Consider the following 17,948-nt stretch of genomic DNA (forward strand, 5'->3'; position numbering starts at 1 on the left):
TTTTTTTAACTACTGACAAATCTTAATATTTTACTTTACTATTACCTTAATCTTCTGCGGTGGCTCTTGCGCAGGCTCTAAACCTGCAGGAATCACCTTTTTTCTAATTGCACTCTCCAACTTCATTCTCATTAGAATTTTACTTGTATCTACATATTCCGCCCGAAGCTCCCTTTTCTTCTTATTTAACTCCGCTATCTTCACCACCTTTTCATCTATCGAATGCGCACTCCATATCATTACCAACAAAAGCCCTACAATAAATATGATAATCTTCCAATTTTTCGCCGCTGAATCATCAGTCAAAAAACTACCACGTAACACATCATATATCCCACCTGAACTTTCTGCCATAATTATACTTTTGTTGCTATTCTAAGTTTCGCACTTCTAGCTCTATTATTCTGAGCTATCTCCTCATTTGTTGGCACAATCAACTTTCCAACTTTCTTTAACGGAACACTAATATTCCCATAAAAATCTTTCTCCGGTTCTCCCTCAAACAACCCTGTTCTAATAAAACGCTTCACTAAACGATCCTCTAAAGAATGATATGAAATCACACTCAACCTACCATCATCATTCAGCAAATCAGGGATCTGATTCAAAAACTCTTTCAAAACCTCCAATTCTTCATTGACCTCAATTCTTATTGCCTGATAAATCTGAGCCAAAATCTTATGCTCTTTCATTTTAGGCAAAAAACGCTTCAACACCTCTTTCAACTCAAAACTAGTTTCTATCTTTTTACTAACTCTAGAAGCTACCAAAGTTTTTGCAATAGCCCTAGCATTCCTCAACTCACCATAATAATACAAAACATCCGCAAGCTTAGACTCCTCGTAATCATTCACAACCTCCTTCGCTGAAATTTTCGCAGTTTGATCCATCCTCATATCCAATTCCCCATCATACCTCGTAGAAAAACCTCTTTCAGCTTCATCAAACTGATGAGACGAAACACCAAGATCTGCCAAAACACCATCCACTTTCTTCACTCCATAAAACCTTAAAAAACGACTTATATACCTGAAGTTCTCTTCAATCAAAACAAACCTATCATCATCTATTAAATTCCTAGTCGCATCAGCATCCTGATCAAAACCAAACAACCTCCCATTCTCACCTAAGCGTTTTAATATCTCTTTAGAATGCCCACCTCCACCAAAAGTGACATCCACATAAACACCATCTTCCTTTATATTAAGAGCATCAACACTCTCTTTCAACAACACCGACTCGTGATAACTATTCATCTATATCTATATTTCCCATTACTTCTTCCGCTAAATCTCCAAAATCCAAGACTGAATCCTCAATCACACTCTCATACTTCTCTTTATCCCAAATCTCAATAATGTTCACCGCACTAGAAAAAACCACTTCTTTTTTAATACCCGCAAACACTAACAAATCTTTCGGAATTAAAACCCTACCCGTAGCATCAACTTCCACAATCTTTACACCAGCTGTAAATCTTCTTATGAAATCATTATTTTTTTTCACAAATCGATTTAGCTTATTGATTTTATTCATCATTACATTCCATTCTTGCATTGGATACAACTCCAAACAAGCCTGAAACACAGAACGCTTAATCACAAAACCTTCTTGCAACACAGGCGACAACTGCTTTTTTAAACCAGAAGCCAACATAAGCCGACCTTTAGCATCAGCTTTACACTCATATGTTCCAATAAGATTTACCACATTTATTTATAAAGTAATATTCAAAAATATAAATTTTTTACCACATTTTACCACATTTTACCACATTGTTAATAACTTATACCACTTTAAATAAAACCATACACATTTTAAGAATACAGCTGCATTAATAACCACTCAGAAAAAAGAAAATTGACTTGTAACAAAAAAGGTTTATTTTTGCGATTAGCCAAATGTTCGCTAATGACTGATTTTTTAAAGAAAGAAGATAAATTTACTTATGCAGAAGCCGGTGAAGGAAGGCCTATCATTGTTTTGCATGGTTTAATGGGTGCTCTAAGTAATTTTAATCATACTTTTAATCATTTTTCCGAAAGAGGTTACAAGGTTTTAATTCCTGAATTACCTCTATACACATTACCTATTATAAAAACTAATGTTAAAAATTTAGCGAAATTTTTACACGATTTTATTGAGTATAAAAACTTAAAGGACGTTGTATTGTTAGGTAATTCTCTTGGTGGACACATTGCTTTATACTATATAAAACATTACCCACAAGATGTTACTGCTTTAGTTTTAACAGGTAGTTCTGGATTGTATGAAAACTCTCTAGGTAATAATTACCCTAGAAGAGGCGACAAGGGCTTTGTTAGAACAAAAACACAAGAAGTTTTTTACGATAAATCTATCGCAACAGAAGAATTAGTTGATCAAGTTTATGATGTTATTAACGATAGAAATACTCTTGTTAAAACATTAGCAATTGCAAAAAGTGCAGTTCGTCATAATATGGCTAACGACTTACCAAACATGGAACAGCCAACTTGTTTGATTTGGGGAAAAAACGACACCGTTACTCCACCAGACGTAGCAGAAGACTTCCATAGACTTTTACCTGATAGTGATTTATTTTGGGTTGATAAATGTGGACATGCAGCCATGATGGAACACCCAGAAGAGTTTAATGAAATTTTAGAAAACTGGTTTAAAGAACGAAATATATAAGCGATGAAAATAAAATCTGCTGAGTTTGTAATGAGTAACAGTAATGTTACAAATGCACCAAAAGACAGCATCCCAGAATACGCTTTTATTGGCCGTTCTAATGTTGGTAAATCTTCATTAATTAACATGTTAATGGAGCGAAAAAAATTAGCCAAAACCTCTGGAACACCAGGAAAAACCCAACTTATAAACCACTTCAAAATAAACGACGAATGGTTTTTAGTTGATCTACCAGGTTATGGTTACGCTAAAGTTTCAAAGAAAAAAAGAACAATTTTTCAATATTTTATTGAAAACTACTTTAAAGAAAGAGAACAGTTAGTTTGTGCTTTTGTATTAGTTGATAGCAGACATGACCCTCAAAAAATAGATTTAGAATTCATGCGTTTCCTTGGAGAAAACAGTATTCCTTTTGCTATTATCTTCACCAAAGCAGATAAATTACCTAGTTCTAAATTAAACAAGCAACTACTTTCTTATAAAAGAAAATTACTTCAACATTGGGAAAGTTTACCTGTCAATTTTTTAACTTCATCAAGTAGTAAACTTGGAAGAGAGGAAGTTTTAAATTTTATTGATCAAGTAAACAAAGATGTAGCTGACGATTTTAAATAAAATAATCTGATGCATTCTACAAAAGACAATCTTCAAGTTCTTCACGAAGACAACCATATCATTATTATCAATAAAAGATCTGGTGACATTGTACAAGGTGACAAAACTGGAGACAAACCTTTAAGTGATGTTGTAAAAGAATATATCAAAGAAAAATACAGCAAACCAGGAAATGTATTCTTAGGAACTGTTCATAGACTTGATAGACCCACTTCTGGAATTGTAATTTTTGCCCGAACTTCTAAAGCTTTAGAGCGTTTAAATAAAATGCTTCGAGAAAAGCAAATCCAAAAAACATATTGGGCAGTTGTAAAAGGACATCTAACCAACAATCAAAACACCTTAATAAACTTCCTGAAGAAAAACCCTAAAAACAACAAATCTAAAGCATACAAAAATGAAATTTCTGGAAGTAAAAAAGCTGTTTTACATTATACTGTGTTAAGAAAACTCGATCGTTATTCTTTATTAGAAATTGATTTAGAAACTGGTAGGCATCATCAAATTAGATGTCAACTTTCCAATATCGGACACCCTATAAAAGGCGACTTAAAATACGGATTCCCAAGAAGCAACAAAAACGGAAGCATCCATTTACACGCTAAAAAAATTCAGTTTACACATCCTGTAAACAAAGAAGAAATTACAATTAACGCCCCTACCCCAACCAATGATAGCATTTGGGATGCTTGTAACTAATTTGTATATTTAGTACAAATTCCTCTATACATCATGAAATCTTTAAAATATTTAATGGTATTCTCAGTTCCTTTAACTGTTTATATCTCTTTCACATCTACTGGATGGATTACTTTTCTGACATTAATTTATGTTTTTGGAATTGTACCTCTTGCTGATTTTTTCTTAAAGGTTGATGCTGTAAATTTTAGCAAAGAACAAGAAGAAATAGAAAAAAATAATAAGCTTTATTCTTTAATTTTATACTTAACACTACCAACACAAATCTTTTTTTTAGTGTGGTTTTTATTCGTAATCCAAGACACTTCAGATACAATTGATTTAATTGGCAGAATCTCTGCTATGGGAATAATGTGTGGCGTTGTAGGAGTTAATGTTGGACATGAATTAGGACATAGAAAGAATCGTTTAGAACAGTTATTAGGTGAAATTTTATTGTTGACTTCATTAGAAACTCACTTTCTCCCTTACCACAATGCTGGTCATCATTTCAACGTAGCTACACCTGAAGATGCTGCTACAGCTAAAAAAAATGAATTATTATATGTTTTTTGGGTAAGATCTCAAATTATGAGCTACATAGAAGCTTGGAAAATTGAAAACAGACGCTTAAAAACATCTGACAGAACTTGGTTTCATTACCAAAACAGAATGATTATTTATACAGCTGCACATATAATTCTACTCTGTTCTATTTATTTTTTCTTTGGATTTATAGTAATGCTGTATTTTTTAGCAGCAGCCACAATTGGAATTTTATTATTAGAAACTGTAAATTACATAGAACATTACGGATTATTACGCGAGAAAAATAAATTTGGTCGATATGAACGTGTTAAGCATACACATTCATGGAATTCTAATCACGTTATTGGAAAACTAGTTTTATTTAATTTATCAAGACACTCAGACCATCATTATAACGGAAGTAAACATTATCAAATTTTAAAATCACTTCCAGAAAGTCCACAAATGCCAACAGGCTACCCAGGAATGATGCTTTTATCACTTATTCCGCCAATTTGGTTCAAATTAATGAATAAAAAACTACAAGAAATATAATTTATGATCGATACAGTAACTACTGAAGCAATTCCTGAAATTATTCAGAAACAACGTCGTTTTTTTGCAACTCAACAAACAAAAGATATTTCTTTCAGAAAAAAGAGTTTACAAAAGTTACTTAAGGAAATCACGAAACGTGAAAATGACATCTTAAAAGCTTTATATAATGATTTTAAAAAATCGGAATATGAAGGTGTAATGACAGAAACTAGTATTGTTATTTCCGAATTAAAAATGATGATAAAAAACATAAAATCTTGGGCAAAACCCAAACGTGTTTTTCCTTCGATTTTAAATTTCCCTTCATCAGCAAAAATTCATTCAGAACCTTATGGAACTGTATTAATTATAGCTCCATGGAATTACCCATATCAATTAGCTTTTGCTCCTTTAGTTGGTGCAATTGCAGCGGGAAACACTGTTGTTTTAAAACCATCTGAACTCACACCACATACAAGCACAATTTGTAAAGAAATTATAGAAACTGTGTTTGATAAAAAACATGTAGCTGTAATTGAAGGAGGAATTCCTGAATCTCAGGAACTTTTAGCTCAACGTTGGGATTATATTTTCTTTACAGGAAGCGTACCTGTAGGAAAAATTGTTGCAAAAGCTGCTGCCGAATATATAACTCCAGTTACTTTAGAACTTGGAGGAAAAAGTCCATGTATAGTAGATGAAACTGCAAAAATAAAACTTGCTGCAAAACGAATAGTTTGGGGAAAGTTTTTAAATGGAGGACAAACATGTATTGCTCCAGATTACTTATTAATCCAGAAAAAAGTAAAAGAGCAATTTGTAAAAGAATTTAAAGAAGAAATTAAAAAAGCATATGGAGAAAACCCAGAACTTTCAGAAGATTTCCCAAGAATTGTAAATACCAAAAATTTTGATCGATTAAACCAAATGCTTCAGGGTGAAGTTTTCTTAACAGGAGGAAAAACAAATCGAGATGACAGATATATAGCTCCTACTCTAATTGACGAACCGAAATTAGATAGTGAAGTAATGCAAAGTGAAATTTTTGGCCCGATTTTACCACTTATTTCTTATGAGAACGAAAAAGAATTAGATCAAATTATTAGCAGTTATGATAAGCCACTTGCATTTTATGTATTTACCAACAAAAAATCCTTTGCTAAGAAACTAATTCAACAATATTCATTTGGTGGAGGGACAATTAATGATACTACCGTTCATTTTGCCAATCATAATTTACCTTTTGGAGGTGTAGGTGAAAGTGGAATTGGCGGATACCATGGAAAACGCACATTTGAAACTTTTTGCCATAAAAAAGGAGTTGTTACTAGAGGAAATTGGCTAGATGTACCTACTAGATATGCTCCATATAAAGGAAAATTAAAACAATTAAAAACCTTACTAAAATTCGGATAAAAGCATGAGCAAGAAAACCGTTAATGAAGCTATTAAGTACCGAAGATCTGTTCGTGTTTATGATAACGAGCAAAAAATTGAAACTGAAATTGTAAAAAAATGTATTGAACATGCAGTTTTAGCACCAAATAGCAGCAATATGCAATTATGGGAATTTTACCATGTTACATCTCAATCTATAATTGATAAAATGATTCCTTTATGTTTTAATCAAAACGCAGCCAAAACAGCTCAGCAACTTGTTATTGTAACAGTACGCAAAGACTTATGGAAAAAAAGAGCTAAAGCTAATTTGGAATATTTAGACAAAGTATATCCTTCAAAACCTAAGGCAGAACAATCTAGCAGAGAAAAATTCGCAAAAAACTACTACAAAAAACTCATCCCTTTTGTTTACAATGACTTTTTAGGTATTTTTGGTTTCTTTAAGTATTTGACTGTTTTAATAACTGGATTATTTAAACCTATTTATAGAGAAGTAAGAAGTAAAGACATACGCTTGATAGCTCATAAAAGTGCTGGATTAGCAGCACAAACATTTATGCTAAGTATGGCAGGAGAAGGATACGACACTTGTCCAATGGAAGGATCAGACACTTGGCGTGTTAAAAAAGTTTTAGGATTACCTTTAGGAGCTGAAATAAATATGATTATTTCTTGTGGAATAAGAAAACCAGAAGGCGTTTACGGAAAACGATTTAGAATTCCTTTTAATGAAATCTATAAAGAAATATAAAATATTTTCCTTGCAAAAACAAAGAAGTAATCCAGTCAAAAAAACACATATAAAACACTAAAAAACAGAGATTTAAACAAAAACAATATAAATACAGATATACTGCATTTAAGTATATACAAACGTTAGGTGCAATTAGAACGATTGATAAGAATTAAATTAGAGGTTATGGAAACAAGTACATTGACTATAATATTGACTTCTGGAGTTGTTGCTTCAATCTTTACGTCTGTTTTCGGATTGATAACTTCTAATAACACAAATAAAAGGTTAAAATCAATAGAAGAATTTAAAGTAAATAATTCAATTCAAGCATTTAGATATACGAGTCTATATAATATAAATATTGAGTTGAATGAATTGCCAGCTATTAGTTATAATTACTTAGAGCAAGAAGAGGGTGGTAAATATGTGCAGAGTCAAGAATTACTTGCTAAAGTCGTTTCAGAACAAACTGACAGATACCATAGGTTGATTAGTGTTTACTTTAAAGCAAAGCCATTGTTTAGCCAAACGTATTTAGAGACTGTTGAAAGGTTGATTAAGCAAGAAAAGGAAGAAAGTAATTTACTTGTAGGTTCTCTATATGGTGATTTAGTAAATCAAGGCGATTTAAAGAAGTTGCTCTTAATAAGACAGGACGTTGAAAAATATCTACAAGAAGCTATTGTGAATCAATTGGAAAATTTAATAAAAGCACCTAACAATGTATAAAAATAATAGCTGAGTCAGTAGTAAATTCAATAGCCGTAGCCCGCTTCAACTTTTGTGCAGTTTGAAAAGAAAGTGCTACGGAATCGGCTACTATTCTTATACTAACCGTTATATGCAAGCAGCATTATTTATCATAATGGCGACTTAAATACAAAACAGTCAATTTATTTAGTAAAGTCCGCGCTTAGACAAACCTCGACATAAAAGAACATCTTTAAATAATCGCTATTGAAAATATGTAGTCCTTATTTTTCAACTAATAAAGAGCCAGCAAATAACAGTGTGTATATTTAGTTGCGGAATACTAACTTTTTTAAACTAAATCATATTATTCCCAACTCAAAGCTTTTTTATTAAATTTACAGAAAAAGCGCAAAAAAACATACACATAAAACGTTAGCACCAATTATGAAATCGAGTTTTTTAATAAAGTTTCTACTTTTATTTGGGGTATTATACTCTTGCAATAAAAAAACTGAAAATACGAATTCGGGATTTATTGAAAATAAATTATTTGGAAAAGTAAAAAGTGTTGAGATAAAAACTTTTAAAAATGACACGCTAAAATCAGTAGAATTGAAAACCTATAGAAAAGACGGATTTATAGAAAAAAGTAAATTCCGTTTTGAGCCAAATTTATCATATGGAGAAACAATTTATGAATACAACAAGAAAAATAAGTTAGAAAAAGAAATAATAATTTCAGACGGAGATACAACTAATACGAATTTGTACATTTATAATAATCTTGGTTTATTAAAAAAAGAAGAATATTATGAGAACAAACTTCATTGCTTAACTAATTTTAAAATAGATTCTTCTGGAAAAATCATTGAAAAAAATTTTAAGTATGTGAATTCTGACGGTTTGAGAACTTTTAAATTCTATTATCCTGATAGTTTAACAACAATAACAAAGGAGTTTTTAAGAGGAAATCCAGATATAACAACTGAAATAAAAATTTATCCTAAACAAAATAAAAAGAGAGTATTTAAAAAAAGTCATTTTCCAAAAACTGAATTTGGAGAAATCTTGTATCATAATAGCGAAGGAAATATTATTAAAAAGGAAAAATATTACGAAGGAAAAATAACAGAAACTGAAAATTATAAGTACGAACTAGATTTAGAAAAAAATTGGGTGAAATCTGAAAGTGACAAGATTAGAAAAGAAAGGAAAATTGAATATTATGAAAAATAACAGGTGCTAACAACGTGTATATTCAATTGCTTGTTTCTTTCCTACTTGGAAAAATCCTCGCGAATTTTCAATTCAGTAATTATTTGCTAAATTAGAGTTTGAACCACGCACCTGAAACATACACAAAACGTTGGTAGTAATTAGACAATAATGATAAAGTTAAATGTTTAAAAAGACAATTATAGAAAAAATTGAGTCTTTTGGAGGAATAATTAGTAATCCTAAAAGTAAAAATATAGAAGATTTTACTTTGTCGATTAAGCTTGACAATGAGCTATTTTACAGACCTGAATATTTCCCATGGTCAGCTATTGAATCAAAGTCTGCAAATTATTTTATTGATAATGAATGTTGTGGACAATTAAAATGGGTAGGTAACTTATTTACCCCAATGAACGAATTTACTAAAGACTACGAGCAGATGTATTGGAGTGATAGCTTTGATGAAGAATGTTTGAAAGAAGTAATTAATGCGACAGGTAACCATATCCAGACTTTATAGAAATATTTTATTCTTGTTATACAAATAAAGAAAATTATACTGAAGGTATTTATTATTACTTGTGTACATCCGATAAAAATATTGAAAATCCTCTTGTTTATAGCACAAATGAAGATTGTTTTTTTTGTGAACTAAAAAATGAAGGGACGTTAGATGTTTTTTTAAACAAACTAACAAAATGATGAAATTTAACTACTACCAACAAAGGTTATAGTTTATTGTGTTATAAGTTATTTTTAGAAATGAAATGGATTAATCAGAGTTAAGGTTTTATTTATTAATTTAGAGCCAAACACCACAACAAACCATACCCCAAACGTTAGCATTCATTTGATGAAACTAAAATTAGACATATCAGGAGTAGATATTGTAGATAGCGATATCGTTGATTTTTACGATAGCAAAACAATATTCTTCGAACCAACAAACGAATTGCCTGAAACGGTTTCATTTAAGATCTGGGGTGCCGATATAGATAGAGAGTTTGACTGGAATCAGTATTTGAATCTTAGTGACTTTCCAAACTTAATTAAAGCTCTTGATACCAAATCTGGACGATTCACAATCAAAGGATTTTCAACTATCACTTTTGAAAATGTTGTTGCGGGTAAGATTGAGATTTCACCTTATGACAAAGGTAGTTTCGTGAAACTCAAAAATGGAGAAAATCAGACTTTTAAAAGGGAATGGAATATTGACAAGATAGATGATGAATGCTTGAAATATTGGTTGGACACTTCAATTTACTTTCCTTATGGTGCTTGCGACTTAAAACTCTACACGAAGGGAAAAGTATGGTTCGAATTTAATCCATCGGACTGTGTGAACTATTTGGAATACATAACTGACAAAAACAGAAATGAAACCTTTTGGGGATATCTGAATGATAAAGAATTATGCACCAATTCGATAAAATATGAAGATGTTGACCCTGAAAAATAAAAACGAAATGCTAACAATGTATATAAAAAATAGGCGAAATAGTAGTAAAATCATGGCTTTTCGCACGTATCAAACTTGGTGCATAGCTGAAAATTTCGTGCTTCGTAACCGCCTACTTTTCATATACTAAACGTTACCCAACATTTACAATAAATTGAAAACAAGAACAAAATACATCCTTCTAATTTTATCAATTATCACATTTACTTTATTAATTTTTAATTCAGTAAAAATGCAATATTGGTACAATGTAAAGTTGGAATTGACAATTTCAAAAGTTTTATTTTTTATAGGTTTTATAAGTGTTGGACTTTATTCCCTCGCTAAAGATTGGCGGAATTTCTTGACAAAAACAATGATTGGCACATTTGGAATCTGTTTTGTTTTAAATTTACATTTATGGACTGAATATTATAAATCTTTACAAAAACAAAAGAGACTTACTGAATATTATGAATTAGATACTTGTGAAAAAATGGAAAATAGATTCTCTATTGACTTAAAAAAGGGTGAATTAAAATACTTTCATTTTGGTATTGGCTCTATTATAGGAATGGATGAAATTTTGGGATCGAAATATGATATTGAATACTATTCAATGGGTTGCATTTTAAGGTCAGAAATGGAATGTTATAATAAACTAATAGATAAACATCTAAAAAAGAAATTCAACAAATCTATATCTGATATTCAAAAAGAAACTGATTTTTATAAATTAACTGAATCTGAATAAAAACATTGGGTAACAAAATGTATTATTAATTGCTTACGGATTTATCCTTCGGACAAATCTCGCAATACCAAAAGTTCATCACTTTTAATTAACTTTACAATCAAAAAATCGCAAATAACAATACATTTTGTTACCCAACATTTTGAAGAACGTCACGAGAAATAATCTTGAATTGAATTTAAAAGAGGCTACTTCTACTCTATTAGAAATGGCAAGAAGCTCTTGTTGGAATAACATTTCGGAAAATACGAGCTACATAATTTCGGAAATCAAAAATGACTCTCGAAATTTTAAAATCCAAAAACTTGAGAGGAACAAATCGAATCAGAAAAAGAAACCTATAACACTGGAAAACGCAACAACTGAATTAAAATCGATTTACGAAAACCTGTACGACATCAATCTGGAAATTTATAAAAGTCGAAAAAACAAAACTATTGTTGACATTAGATATTATCCGAAATCAGCACTTAAATCTGACTATTACGAAAAAGTAAAAAATAATGAGCCAATGCTACATTGCAAAGTTGGAATTCCACCTTATGCAAGTGACAAGTCAAAAAAATATGACGTGAATTGGGAACTTGGCGGAATAAGACACGAATGGAACTCATTTTGGAACAGAATCCAATTGAAATGGAAATACAGAAACCGAATAAAAAACGTTGGGTAACAACGTATATAATTAATTGCGGCTGAATTTCCTCACCAGAAATTCAATCTTATTAATTATCTTTCCACATCAACGGAAAAGAACTCGCGTCCTTTCCCGCAAAAAATCATACACAAAACGTTAGGCAACATTTAAACAGAACGCATATGTCAATGACACAAGCAGCTTTTTTAAAGAAAGCTGATCTACCAAACAAAATTGAAATAGAGAAAACTATTCGTGAACTCGGATATGAATTCGAAATTCTTGACGATTTTGAAAATTTTTATGGAATTGACGGACTTGAATGCAAAATAAATGGACAGAAAACCTTTTTTGAAATCTATTTTGAAGAACCGAACGAAATAACAACAGATTTTGACTTTATCAAAAGGGATTTAACTGAGCAAGACACTGTTGTTTCTTTTATTTGGGGTGCGGACTTTGCGGCTGGAGCGTCAATCGGGCTTATTTCTGTTGCGTTAATTGAAAAGTGTAATGCACTAATTTATTATTTGGATGACGAAATAGCTTACTCAAAAGAAATGTTATTAGCAGACACACCTGATTTTATAAAAGAACTGGAAAAACAAAAAAAGTACGCGGAACAAAATCAGAATGCAGAAACAAAAGTTCTCCCTAAGAAAAAAGGACTTTGGAACGGAATTAAAAATCTATTTAAATAAAAAGCGTTGCCTAACAAAGTGTAAAAATAATTGCTAGCTTCTAGCCTACTTTGGAAAATCCTCTCGGATTTTCCATTCAGTGATTATTTGCTAAATTTAGTGCTTAAACCACGCAACTGAAACATACACCAAAACATTGTACACAATACCTTTTATAGTTTTTAATTAATTTCAAAAAAATGAAAATAGAGAATGATTACAAAAACGACTTTATTGAAAGCTGGGATTTAATAGAACAGTTTTATCGTAGATATCCGGACAAAGAAGAACCATTCACAAAGGACGCTCTAAAATTGATTAAAAAAATGAGACGTTTAGGACTTGATGAAGAATTAAGAGCAGGACAATCTTTATGGTTTTTATTACTCTCAAGAAACAGGTTTCATGGGATTGATAAAGAACCTCATTTGAAAATAGTTTTCTTAGGAGAAAATAAAATGAGTGTTAAATCAAGTATAAATGAAATCGAAACCACTCATGAATTAAAAGTAGAATACGACGGATACCTTGAAAAAGTTACGAATGAATTATTAGCTCAAAAAATAATTTTTAATGAGTATAATTATGAAGAAGATGAATTCGATTCTTTATTCGAATGATTGATTTTAATAAATAGAGTGAAGTAAAGTGTATAACATAATGTATAGTTAATTGCTTGCGTTGCGGATTTAATCCTGCGGAATAAATCTCGCAAAACAAAAAGCTCATCATATTCAATTAACTTTAAAACAAAAAGCGCAAATAACAATATACAAAACGTTGGTAAATTTTATAAACACTGAAAATAAATGAATCATATTCTTGTAAAATTAATGTCTGAATTGACTCCTCTTTCTGAAAATGAAAAAATGGATATTGAAAGTAGCTTTCCAATTGAAACTTATGAAAAAGGAACATTTTTGATACGAGAAGGACAAATTGTTCGAAATGCTTATTATGTGATTCAGGGATTTATACGCGAATATGAAATCGTTGATGGAGAAGAAAAAACTACCGCATTTTACTTCGAAAATCAATCTGCTATCAATTTTAATAGTCTTGCCAATCAAACTTCATCAAAAATAAATTTCGTTTGTGGGGAACGGACAACTCTGGCTGTTCTAAATACCGAAAAAGAAAAGGAATTATACAATAAGCATCCTAGATTTGAGACGTTTTGTAGGATAGGGATGGAAAAAATGATGGGAGTTAAACAGAATCAATTAAATGAATTCATAATACTAAAGCCTGAAAAACGCTATGAAAAATTACAGCAAGAAAACCCAAAACTACTAAATAGAGTACCCCAATATCAAATAGCAAGTTATCTTGGGATAACACCAGAAGCATTAAGTAGAATTCGCAACCGAATAGCTAACAAACTATCAGATTAATTATGATTTTTCGGACCACTTATAAGAAATAATAATTATTGTAATAAGCAACAAGACTTCAAAACTTGCAATAACCAAATAATAGGGCATTATACTACCTCCTCCAATCACAAAAAGTATTGTAAATATTCCAGTAATAATATTTGATATACGACTAAATTTATAAGTTAGAACCCAAGACATAATTATCATTAAAATCGGAATCGCCACCATAAAAGCAGCTATAAGCATTGCAGATTTTACCTCAATGGGAATTTGAATTGTATTTCCTAATTCTATCTCAACTATTATGGAGAAAATATCAGCAAACACCATAAAGAACATTACAACTGTCCATAATAATGATAATGTGATTTTTATAGAATCATTTTTTGTAAGCATAATTTTTAATTTTAAGGCAAAGGTCACAATGAAATAAAAACTTTTCATTGACTATAATCAATAAATGAAAAACACCATAGAACAAAGTATAAGATTAGTTACGGAATACTAAATATTTTAAACTAAATCATCTTATTTCAAACTCAAAGCTTTTTATTAAATTTACAGAAAAACTGCAAAAAAAACACACACATAAAATGTTATACATAATTAAGAAAAATCAAGATTGAAATGATTAAGGAATTAGAACTATTGCAATCAGAAATCTTTAATAATTGTGATGAATTACTAAAAATAGGTACTAAAAAAATAAACATTATACCTGATTTTAACTTTGAAAACCATATTGAACTAAAAGACAAAGACAGAGGTTGCAGAATATACCCATACCATTTAAGCGAAATACCTAAATATGAGTTCGAATGGGATGACTGTCCTCTTTTTAAAATATCAAGTAATGATGTTAAAAGGCAAGTTGAGATTATAAAAAGCTGGATATTAAGCAGAAGCATGCCTTCAGAAATACAAATTCAGTTTCCTGAAATAGAATTGAACAAACTCGCAAAATATTATGAAAATGGAAATGGGATAAAAGGCGAGTTCATTGAGAGTTGGAATGATACTCAAGAAACTCATTTTAATCCAATTAAATATCCTTCTGACAAAGAAGCAATAAAATTAATTAACGAAATGAGAGAGAAAGGACTTAATGAATCATTAAGAATAGGTACTCGATTGTCTTGGTTGATTTTATCTAGAACACGAAGACACATCATAAATGATAATACTCCACATATAGGTATATTTTTTTTGGGTAATAATCGAATGAAAATATATTCTTCTAATTTGAATGATGAAAACAATGAACAAGAAGTAGATGTAAACTATGGAGTACATCTAGAAAAACTTTTAAAAGAATTACTAAAAGAAGATATAAAATAGGTATAACATCATGTATATTTAGTTACCGAATACTAAATATTTTAAACTAAATCATCTTATTTCAAACTCAAAGCTTTTTATTAAATTTACAGAAAAACTGCAAAAAAAAACATACACATAAAATGTTGCTCGTCATATACAAACCCGATAACTTTGATTAGAAAAACAAACATAATTTCAATAAATTCAATTAAGGAATTACCTTCAATCGAACAAATTAAGTCAATTCCAAGAGAAAAAACTTTAAAACTTGTTTTTGAAAATAATGTCAAAAGTAAAAGAGAAAAAATTGGAGAAAATCTAAAAAAAGAACTTTTAGGATTTCAAGTTAGTATTCATACTATCGAGCCTGAAATAAATATAGTTAAACTAATAACAGACGAGGAAATTATAAGTAACCAAGACTTCTTCGAACAATGCGCAAAAGATTATAGAGAATTAGGAAAAGATTTACTTTTTAAACTAATTAATAAGCTTAAATTAAAATTGAATGAAGATTTTCCTTTAGACACTTTTAACGTACTAAAATCTGGAAAAAAACAAATAGGAAAAGTAGAAAATTGGAAATACTTTATACACGGGTTTCATTGTGGATTTGAAAATAAAACGACAAAACAAATTATAGAGGTCCCGTTAGTTTTCGGATTAGAATTTGGAGATTTAGATCCATACTTTTTTACAAAATATATTAAATCCACGCCTAACTACAAGCCTTTACCTGTTGAGATTTATGAAGATTATGCTGATGGAGTTAGAATAAACGAGAAAATGATTGCACTCGGCAAATTTGAACGAATAAGCTCAAATGTTGAAAACCATTTTGGAATTGTAGTAACTGATAGAGAAAAAGTAAATATTAAGTCTTTTGAAGAATTGGAAGAACAGTACGAAAAACAAAATAGACAAGTGGAAAACTCTAAATTTAATGTTTGGAAATTCCTTAGACTGAAAAAATAAAACGAACACACAACACGGTGTGTAATTAATAAGATTAAATTTCCTCAACAGAAATTCAATCTTATTAATTATCTTTCCACATCAACGGAAAAGAACTCTCGTCCTTTTCTCGAAAAAACATACATATAAAACATTACAAACAAATCAAATGAAGAAATATAACTTTATGTTAATGCTAATTATAATGATAGGAACTCTATCTTGTTCAACTGAGGAAAACGAATATAGTTCAAATCAAGAATTATTGATAGGGAAATGGAAAAGGTTTAAATATGGTAAAATATGTTCTTCAGGTAGCGAAAATGTAAATGAATACTCAGTATGTCAACAAAAGGGAACGATCACATTTAAGGAGGATGGAACATATATTGATGAGCCGTACATTTTTTATAATAATGTTTGTGAGACAGACGGCATATATAAAGGAAAATGGGAAATTATAGATGGAAATCTGTACATAACAAATGAAAATATGACACCTGAAAAGGTCGATTATTTTAAAATATCTATTAATTTTTTAACAATTGGTTCTAGTTCTTCCCCTTGTGACAATGAAACTTCTAATTCTATAAATTATAGAGAATTTATAAGGATGGAGTAATAATTTGTAACAAAATGTATAATTAATTATCAGGTTTGGTTCACTCTAGAAATTCATCGAAAAAAATAAATATTAATAATTTTAAGTTCCTTTTGGTAAAAATCGCATCTAATCATACACAAAACGTTGTAAAAAATTTAACCTAAGTATTAATGTTCTGGAATAAAAAGAAAAAATTACCTATTACTGAGGAAGACAAAATTTGGGTTGATGAAGACTTAAATTGGTTAAAAACAGAATTTGGTCACGATCATTTTATGGAAATCCGAACAATTACTCCAACAAAGGATTTTTACGAACGAACTTTTGATGGGACAGAAAAAGATGCTGAATTTATCCTTGAACGTACAATGGAATTAATGAATATCCAAAATGTGGATATAAATCTAGAGTTTTTTTCTGACTCACCTATAGAAATGGCTGATGGAACTATTTTAACAACACCAGCAGATTTGGACGGAAGTTGGGAAAGCGCAAGTGGAACTTATGAACAAACAGAAAACGGAACTATAATTTCAATTGAAATAAGACAGTTAAAAAACCCTATTTCTTTAATTGCAACAATTTCTCATGAATTAGCTCATCAAATTTTACTTGGCGAAAAACGAATTGAAGAGAATGACGAATACTTAACTGACCTTACCGCCATTGTTTATGGGTTTGGAATCTTTATTGGAAATTCTCAATTTAATTTTTCGTCATTTAGTACGAATGGAGGATTTGGATGGCAATCAAGTAGCCAAGGATATTTACCTCAACAGATAATCGCCTATTCAATGGCTTGGTTATCGAAAAATAGAAATGAAAAAACCGATTACAGCCAATATTTGAATAAATCAATGAAAAAATATTTTGATCAAAGTTTTGAATGGTTGATTGAAAATGAAAGATAAAAAACTGATCTAAAAACACTTTTGAAATTAATTATTGTTACTATTATATTTATTCACCTACTTCTTAGTTAATTTTAATTTCTCAGTTTGTCATCTATTTACAAGTTTTGTATTTTAATCAACAAAAAATTCATAAACAAAACTCTTAATATTAAAAAAACTTAAAAAATAACTAATGGAAAAAAT

General features: G+C 30.1%; 23 protein-coding genes. 19 read left to right on the forward strand and 4 right to left on the reverse strand.

All coding sequences use genetic code 11. The annotated features are described in order from the left end of the window. Positions 1-30 precede the first annotated feature (30 nt). From ACSIGC_RS06785 to mraZ, 3 genes are read right to left on the reverse strand one after another with little or no spacing between them, the layout of a single operon-like run. Complete coding sequence (locus ACSIGC_RS06785) at positions 31-354, reverse strand: FtsL-like putative cell division protein (protein WP_442267375.1); 324 nt, start codon at positions 352-354, stop codon at positions 31-33. A gap of 2 nt (positions 355-356) precedes the next feature. Then, positions 357-1,256, reverse strand: coding sequence for a 16S rRNA (cytosine(1402)-N(4))-methyltransferase RsmH (rsmH, locus tag ACSIGC_RS06790; RefSeq protein WP_442267376.1), 900 nt, complete (start codon positions 1,254-1,256; stop codon positions 357-359). Then, positions 1,249-1,710 carry a division/cell wall cluster transcriptional repressor MraZ gene (mraZ, locus tag ACSIGC_RS06795; RefSeq protein ID WP_442267377.1) on the reverse strand — a complete coding sequence of 154 codons (462 nt, stop codon included), beginning with the start codon at positions 1,708-1,710 and terminating at the stop codon, positions 1,249-1,251. The genes rsmH and mraZ overlap by 8 nt, the downstream gene beginning before the upstream one ends. 201 nt (positions 1,711-1,911) lie before the next feature. Here mraZ and ACSIGC_RS06800 point away from each other — a divergent pair, with 201 nt between their 5' ends. From ACSIGC_RS06800 to ACSIGC_RS06870, 15 genes are all read left to right on the forward strand, one after another. Continuing rightward, entirely contained in the window at positions 1,912-2,676 is a 765-nt protein-coding gene (locus ACSIGC_RS06800) for an alpha/beta fold hydrolase (RefSeq protein WP_442267378.1), read from the forward strand. Positions 2,677-2,679: 3 nt separating this feature from the next. Beyond that, entirely contained in the window at positions 2,680-3,291 is a 612-nt protein-coding gene (yihA, locus tag ACSIGC_RS06805) for a ribosome biogenesis GTP-binding protein YihA/YsxC (RefSeq protein WP_442267379.1), read from the forward strand. Between the two features lie 9 nt (positions 3,292-3,300). Further along, a complete protein-coding gene (locus ACSIGC_RS06810; RefSeq protein WP_442267380.1) occupies positions 3,301-3,990 on the forward strand; it encodes an RluA family pseudouridine synthase in 690 nt (229 codons plus the stop codon). A gap of 33 nt (positions 3,991-4,023) precedes the next feature. Then, positions 4,024-5,052 (forward strand): alkane 1-monooxygenase, encoded by a 1,029-nt coding sequence (locus tag ACSIGC_RS06815; protein WP_442267381.1) that lies wholly within the window; start codon positions 4,024-4,026, stop codon positions 5,050-5,052. Positions 5,053-5,055: 3 nt separating this feature from the next. Then, the gene (locus ACSIGC_RS06820; protein WP_442267382.1) at positions 5,056-6,450 is read left to right on the forward strand and encodes an aldehyde dehydrogenase; all 1,395 of its coding nucleotides are present in this window, start codon (positions 5,056-5,058) and stop codon (positions 6,448-6,450) included. A gap of 4 nt (positions 6,451-6,454) precedes the next feature. Further along, on the forward strand, positions 6,455-7,186 hold the full coding sequence (locus tag ACSIGC_RS06825; protein ID WP_442267383.1) for a nitroreductase family protein: 732 nt from the start codon (positions 6,455-6,457) through the stop codon (positions 7,184-7,186). 183 nt (positions 7,187-7,369) lie between these two features. Next, a complete protein-coding gene (locus ACSIGC_RS06830; RefSeq protein ID WP_442267384.1) occupies positions 7,370-7,900 on the forward strand; it encodes a hypothetical protein in 531 nt (176 codons plus the stop codon). A 408-nt stretch (positions 7,901-8,308) separates the two neighbouring features. Continuing rightward, entirely contained in the window at positions 8,309-9,100 is a 792-nt protein-coding gene (locus tag ACSIGC_RS06835; protein ID WP_442267385.1) for a hypothetical protein, read from the forward strand. Between the two features lie 163 nt (positions 9,101-9,263). Then, positions 9,264-9,602, forward strand: coding sequence for a hypothetical protein (locus ACSIGC_RS06840; protein WP_442267386.1), 339 nt, complete (start codon positions 9,264-9,266; stop codon positions 9,600-9,602). A 333-nt stretch (positions 9,603-9,935) separates the two neighbouring features. Next, entirely contained in the window at positions 9,936-10,544 is a 609-nt protein-coding gene (locus ACSIGC_RS06845; protein ID WP_442267387.1) for a hypothetical protein, read from the forward strand. A 355-nt stretch (positions 10,545-10,899) separates the two neighbouring features. Next, positions 10,900-11,277: a hypothetical protein gene (locus ACSIGC_RS06850; protein WP_442264545.1), complete on the forward strand. Its 378-nt coding sequence runs from the start codon at positions 10,900-10,902 to the stop codon at positions 11,275-11,277. Positions 11,278-11,419: 142 nt separating this feature from the next. Then, positions 11,420-11,950, forward strand: coding sequence for a hypothetical protein (locus tag ACSIGC_RS06855; protein ID WP_442267388.1), 531 nt, complete (start codon positions 11,420-11,422; stop codon positions 11,948-11,950). Positions 11,951-12,096: 146 nt separating this feature from the next. Next, on the forward strand, positions 12,097-12,615 hold the full coding sequence (locus tag ACSIGC_RS06860) for a hypothetical protein (RefSeq protein WP_442267389.1): 519 nt from the start codon (positions 12,097-12,099) through the stop codon (positions 12,613-12,615). 179 nt (positions 12,616-12,794) lie between these two features. Further along, positions 12,795-13,214 carry a hypothetical protein gene (locus tag ACSIGC_RS06865; protein WP_442267390.1) on the forward strand — a complete coding sequence of 140 codons (420 nt, stop codon included), beginning with the start codon at positions 12,795-12,797 and terminating at the stop codon, positions 13,212-13,214. A 189-nt stretch (positions 13,215-13,403) separates the two neighbouring features. After that, positions 13,404-13,988, forward strand: a complete 585-nt coding sequence (locus tag ACSIGC_RS06870; RefSeq protein ID WP_442267391.1) for a Crp/Fnr family transcriptional regulator — start codon at positions 13,404-13,406, stop codon at positions 13,986-13,988. Here the strand turns inward: ACSIGC_RS06870 and ACSIGC_RS06875 are convergent, their stop codons facing one another. Continuing rightward, the gene (locus ACSIGC_RS06875; RefSeq protein ID WP_442267392.1) at positions 13,989-14,417 is read right to left on the reverse strand and encodes a DUF6326 family protein; all 429 of its coding nucleotides are present in this window, start codon (positions 14,415-14,417) and stop codon (positions 13,989-13,991) included. A gap of 183 nt (positions 14,418-14,600) precedes the next feature. Here ACSIGC_RS06875 and ACSIGC_RS06880 point away from each other — a divergent pair, with 183 nt between their 5' ends. The 4 genes from ACSIGC_RS06880 to ACSIGC_RS06895 all read left to right on the forward strand — a co-directional run bounded on the left by ACSIGC_RS06880 (position 14,601) and on the right by ACSIGC_RS06895 (position 17,762). Continuing rightward, positions 14,601-15,311, forward strand: coding sequence for a hypothetical protein (locus ACSIGC_RS06880; protein ID WP_442267393.1), 711 nt, complete (start codon positions 14,601-14,603; stop codon positions 15,309-15,311). 153 nt (positions 15,312-15,464) lie between these two features. Continuing rightward, positions 15,465-16,268: a DUF6896 domain-containing protein gene (locus ACSIGC_RS06885; RefSeq protein ID WP_442267394.1), complete on the forward strand. Its 804-nt coding sequence runs from the start codon at positions 15,465-15,467 to the stop codon at positions 16,266-16,268. 148 nt (positions 16,269-16,416) lie between these two features. Beyond that, on the forward strand, positions 16,417-16,869 hold the full coding sequence (locus tag ACSIGC_RS06890) for a lipocalin family protein (protein WP_442267395.1): 453 nt from the start codon (positions 16,417-16,419) through the stop codon (positions 16,867-16,869). Positions 16,870-17,021: 152 nt separating this feature from the next. Continuing rightward, entirely contained in the window at positions 17,022-17,762 is a 741-nt protein-coding gene (locus ACSIGC_RS06895; protein ID WP_442267396.1) for a hypothetical protein, read from the forward strand. The last annotated feature ends 186 nt before the right edge of the window (positions 17,763-17,948 follow it).

The sequence above is a fragment of the Tenacibaculum aquaeponti genome (assembly GCF_052084715.1).
Lineage (GTDB): Bacteria > Bacteroidota > Bacteroidia > Flavobacteriales > Flavobacteriaceae > Polaribacter.

Coding starts and splice junctions, on each gene's coding strand:
- ACSIGC_RS06785 (WP_442267375.1), bottom strand. CDS start 354: ATGGCAGAAAGTTCAGGTGGGATATATGATGTGTTACGTGGTAGTTTT.
- rsmH (WP_442267376.1), bottom strand. CDS start 1,256: ATGAATAGTTATCACGAGTCGGTGTTGTTGAAAGAGAGTGTTGATGCT.
- ACSIGC_RS06800 (WP_442267378.1), top strand. CDS start 1,912: ATGACTGATTTTTTAAAGAAAGAAGATAAATTTACTTATGCAGAAGCC.
- yihA (WP_442267379.1), top strand. CDS start 2,680: ATGAAAATAAAATCTGCTGAGTTTGTAATGAGTAACAGTAATGTTACA.
- ACSIGC_RS06810 (WP_442267380.1), top strand. CDS start 3,301: ATGCATTCTACAAAAGACAATCTTCAAGTTCTTCACGAAGACAACCAT.
- ACSIGC_RS06815 (WP_442267381.1), top strand. CDS start 4,024: ATGAAATCTTTAAAATATTTAATGGTATTCTCAGTTCCTTTAACTGTT.
- ACSIGC_RS06820 (WP_442267382.1), top strand. CDS start 5,056: ATGATCGATACAGTAACTACTGAAGCAATTCCTGAAATTATTCAGAAA.
- ACSIGC_RS06825 (WP_442267383.1), top strand. CDS start 6,455: ATGAGCAAGAAAACCGTTAATGAAGCTATTAAGTACCGAAGATCTGTT.
- ACSIGC_RS06835 (WP_442267385.1), top strand. CDS start 8,309: ATGAAATCGAGTTTTTTAATAAAGTTTCTACTTTTATTTGGGGTATTA.
- ACSIGC_RS06840 (WP_442267386.1), top strand. CDS start 9,264: ATGTTTAAAAAGACAATTATAGAAAAAATTGAGTCTTTTGGAGGAATA.
- ACSIGC_RS06845 (WP_442267387.1), top strand. CDS start 9,936: ATGAAACTAAAATTAGACATATCAGGAGTAGATATTGTAGATAGCGAT.
- ACSIGC_RS06850 (WP_442264545.1), top strand. CDS start 10,900: ATGATTGGCACATTTGGAATCTGTTTTGTTTTAAATTTACATTTATGG.
- ACSIGC_RS06860 (WP_442267389.1), top strand. CDS start 12,097: ATGTCAATGACACAAGCAGCTTTTTTAAAGAAAGCTGATCTACCAAAC.
- ACSIGC_RS06865 (WP_442267390.1), top strand. CDS start 12,795: ATGAAAATAGAGAATGATTACAAAAACGACTTTATTGAAAGCTGGGAT.
- ACSIGC_RS06870 (WP_442267391.1), top strand. CDS start 13,404: ATGAATCATATTCTTGTAAAATTAATGTCTGAATTGACTCCTCTTTCT.
- ACSIGC_RS06875 (WP_442267392.1), bottom strand. CDS start 14,417: ATGAAAAGTTTTTATTTCATTGTGACCTTTGCCTTAAAATTAAAAATT.
- ACSIGC_RS06880 (WP_442267393.1), top strand. CDS start 14,601: ATGATTAAGGAATTAGAACTATTGCAATCAGAAATCTTTAATAATTGT.
- ACSIGC_RS06890 (WP_442267395.1), top strand. CDS start 16,417: ATGAAGAAATATAACTTTATGTTAATGCTAATTATAATGATAGGAACT.
- ACSIGC_RS06895 (WP_442267396.1), top strand. CDS start 17,022: ATGTTCTGGAATAAAAAGAAAAAATTACCTATTACTGAGGAAGACAAA.